The sequence below is a fragment of the Bartonella sp. CL162QHHD genome (assembly GCF_042195435.1).
Classification (GTDB): domain Bacteria; phylum Pseudomonadota; class Alphaproteobacteria; order Rhizobiales; family Rhizobiaceae; genus Bartonella.
In genome coordinates this window covers 1-1,027 of sequence record NZ_JBHIOG010000032.1, presented here as the reverse complement: position 1 = coordinate 1,027, position 1,027 = coordinate 1, and the positions used below count along the sequence as shown (strand labels likewise).

The following is a 1,027-nucleotide window of genomic DNA, read 5'->3' as shown; positions in this document are numbered from 1 at the left end:
CTCATCATCAGAATCACGTCCTGCCGCTGTGATCCCCGCAATCTCATCATCTAAATTAAAACTCAAACCATGCTTTAAAGAGTTCCAAAAAGCTTCACTTTGCGTGATTTCGGGATGTTGCGGTGATGGTGTTTCTTCAAAATTCGGAGCATCATCGAGAACACGCAAACGATAACGTTTTCCACTTTTAGATGTTACATATTCTGGAATGCTAGTATAAGTATTCATTAATACTCTTCCTTTTCAATACGCTTACCGGTAGACGCATCTATAAACACAGTGATATCATCTCTGTCGATACCTTCCTGCCATTTCATTATAGGTATATTTGCACTACCTCCTTGCGACATAGGTGAATCTACAAAATATTTATCAGAGATTTCTTGAGGCGTATCTATAGGTTGACCTGTTAATGCGTTGTACAGTTGAAGGTCATTATGCCTATTGAAAAAATCAAATGCTGTTTTAATTACTTCAAAAGTTCTCTCCAATCCCTCTTTATCTCGCCCAACATCCAAAGAACCAAACATTGATGATAGTGCCTGACTTTCAAAATTTGATATAGGACCAGTTCCTACTGTTCCGCTAGGACTCATTGATTTTAGATTCTCAAATACCGTCCTTAGAACACCACCTCTAATTCCCTCCAATAATTTGTCTAATTTGTACCCATCACTTCCACCAAATTTTTTCGTAAACCACCCCTTAAATCCTGTAGCCTTACCTGTTTGAATGAGTTCAAAAGCAGCTTTCAGATCATTTAATCCAGCTCTCAACTGCTGCTTGGTGGTGAACATATTTTTTATCCTTCTACCCTCCCATTCTTTCTGTGATTGTAGTTTTTGATTATACTCAAGTTCCTGCATCGACCCCTTAACCGGTCTCGCTCTACGTTCACCTAGTTGTGAATTGGGATCCCATTCATAACCTTTATCTAACTGAGGTTTATCACCACCTGTTAGCATCGCACTAAGCATTTGAGGATTCCTTGCCATGACAGCAGCTTCTTCTTCGCTGTAGCCTTTGG

1 protein-coding gene and 1 pseudogene are annotated in these 1,027 nt (G+C 39.5%); both read right to left on the bottom strand.

Annotation, left to right across the window (positions count from 1 at the left end):
• Nucleotides 1-228 (bottom strand): hypothetical protein (locus ACFILD_RS03050; RefSeq protein WP_375664746.1); only part of this gene is annotated, 228 nt, incomplete at its 3' end.
• Nucleotides 228-1,027, bottom strand: a pseudogene (locus tag ACFILD_RS03045) (hypothetical protein); the annotation flags it as partial. The gene ACFILD_RS03050 and the pseudogene ACFILD_RS03045, both read right to left, overlap by 1 nt.